This is a genomic window from Shewanella ulleungensis, assembly GCF_014648315.1.
Classification (GTDB): domain Bacteria; phylum Pseudomonadota; class Gammaproteobacteria; order Enterobacterales; family Shewanellaceae; genus Shewanella; species Shewanella ulleungensis.
Genome location: NZ_BMQW01000026.1, coordinates 1 through 2,378 on the forward strand (window position 1 = coordinate 1; position 2,378 = coordinate 2,378).

Here is a 2,378-nt window from a genome sequence, read left to right on the forward strand (position 1 = left end):
CTAACGTTTTAGTATTTATGCGTTGCGCTGTTTGCAAGGCATAAATCGCTTGTTGGACTTGGCCGATGCCACATCCATATTAATCGGTATGTTTTATGCTATAGGAATTTGCTTTTTTGCGGTAGTAGTATTTTGTACAACCTTTCGGCTAATTGTCTGTTCTTATTACATCTTTTAAGGTGGTTTTTGTTGGTTTTCATCTTTTTTATTGCGCTATTATTACCTTATTTACTGATTTCTCACTATCAGGTTATGAGGTGTCGCCTCACCTAATCCAAGATTAGCTAAGCCAGCTTTATTTGCTGACACTCCCATACGGATTGGGATTAACCTGACAAACTCAACTTCGCCTCACGCGCTAACATGGTGAGCAGTGGTACCAGCCCCATAAATATTAGCCGTCCATTGGCACATTGTGGACAACACCAGTGCCCTAACGGCTCAGTGATTTTAATGTCTTTAAGGACTTTGGTTGGTATTTGTTGTCGAATTTGGCTTAGCTTTTTACGTCGACAACTGTTCGCCAAAAAACCAAAATGCCTTATTCGCATCACGCCTTTGGGGAGCACATGCAGCAGATAACGCCGGATGAACTCATCGGGGGCCAGCTGCATGATTTTGCGTTGATTATCGCGATAATCAACGTAGCTTATATCGATGGCATTGGCGGTAACCCGCTTTAACCGTGACTCGTGCATCATGCCTTTGCGGGTGTAACGCCCGAGATATTCCACTACCGTTTCCGCTTTATACAAACAGGCCTTACTGTATACACACCACGGCTTATTGATGAGGTTATTGGCATTTGGGATGGTAATTTCACGCTGACGTAGTGCAGCCAACATCTTAGCCTTGAACACGGTTGAGACCGCCTTAACAGGAAACAAATAGTCTGATTTAACGCCGCGCCACTGACCTTGCTCTGTAATCACGCCGCCTGGGATTAAACAGTGTAAGTGGATATGCTGGGTTAACGTTTGCCCCCATGTATGCAGCACCGCAGTGCACCCTAGTTGACCTTGTAAGTGTTTACGGGTCATGCCAAATCGGCTTAAGGTTTGCCACACCGCTTCAAATAACGCACTGTACACTTGCTTGGCCTGCTCATCGGCATGGGTAAGCCCATTGAGCTCATGAGGCAAGGTAAACACCAAATGAAAATAGCGGCAGCGCAGTACTTGCTGTTGCTGTTTCTCTATCCATGCCTGGGTTTGTTTACCCTGACAACGTGGACAATGCCTATCTCGGCATGAGCAGAACACGCTTTGCTGATAGTGGCATTGGTTACATTGCCATTGCTGTTGACCCAGCGCCGCAGTGCGACAAGCCAAAATACGCTGACACACCAGACGTTGTTGCTGACTCAGTCGATGATGTTGTTGATACTGACCGTAATGGGTTTGCAGTATGTCACTCAAGTGATAATGCGCCATCTCATCACCCCAAGTTAGCGAGTAAATCGCCCCCTTTATGCCCAAGCTCTGGCGACCAGTGCAGATATCGCTCGGTGGTTTTAATGCTTTTGTGACCCAGTTGATGTTGGAGTTGATTCAGTAACATGCCCGCGGCTAATTGATGTGTCGCATAGGCATGGCGCAAACTGTGCGGGCTGCAAGGTTTGGTTATTCCTGCATCTAACGCCGCTTTTTTGAGTACCTTTCGCACGGTTGACACATTTAAAGGATGGGTGTCGCCATAGGAATACACACCAAATAGCCACATATCTGGACGATACTTAAGCCAGTAATGGCGCAATAAATTCAGCAGTGAGGGGGAGATAACAACGAAACGGTCTTTCGCCCCTTTGCCCTGACACACTTTAAGACACTGCCGCTGACCATCTATATCACTGACTTTAAGATGCACCAGCTCACTGACGCGCAATCCGCAGCCATAACACAGCGCTATCATGGTGTAATATTTCTGATTGGGGCAGTGCTGCAACAACTGACCAATATCTTGTTTACTGAGTACTTGTGGCAATTTTTGGCTAGGGCGAGGCAAGCACACATCAATCCTAAATTGTCGCTTTAAAATGTGTTCAAAATAAAAGTGAATACCATTCAGTTGAAGCTGAATGGACGCTCTTGATAGTTGCCTTTCAAGGTTTAAATAGCGGAAATAATCACTTAATTGTGGCTCGGTAATGGTATCAATCGATTGGTTATAGTGCTCTGCCAGTTTCGTAATGGCATACAGATAGGATTTGCGGGTTCGCTCAGAGTAATGCCTAAGCGTAATTTCATCATGGAATAATTGGGTGTGTACTAACATGACTTACCTCCTTGATAGTGGGAAATCCACTGAGGTAAGTGTGGTGCAAATGACGGACTTTTGGGCTCCGCGCAGCGGCTTAGTTCAACAGCTTATTGAAGGGC

General features: G+C 45.8%; 2 protein-coding genes. Both read right to left on the minus strand.

Going from position 1 to position 2,378, the window contains the following annotated elements; all coding sequences use genetic code 11:
* Positions 1 to 326: 326 nt before the first annotated feature.
* Positions 327 to 1,433: an IS91 family transposase gene (locus IEY40_RS20025; protein WP_188959344.1), complete on the minus strand. Its 1,107-nt coding sequence runs from the start codon at positions 1,431 to 1,433 to the stop codon at positions 327 to 329.
* Positions 1,434 to 1,437: 4 nt separating this feature from the next.
* Positions 1,438 to 2,274 (minus strand): tyrosine-type recombinase/integrase, encoded by an 837-nt coding sequence (locus IEY40_RS20030; protein ID WP_188959346.1) that lies wholly within the window; start codon positions 2,272 to 2,274, stop codon positions 1,438 to 1,440.
* Positions 2,275 to 2,378 lie beyond the last annotated feature (104 nt).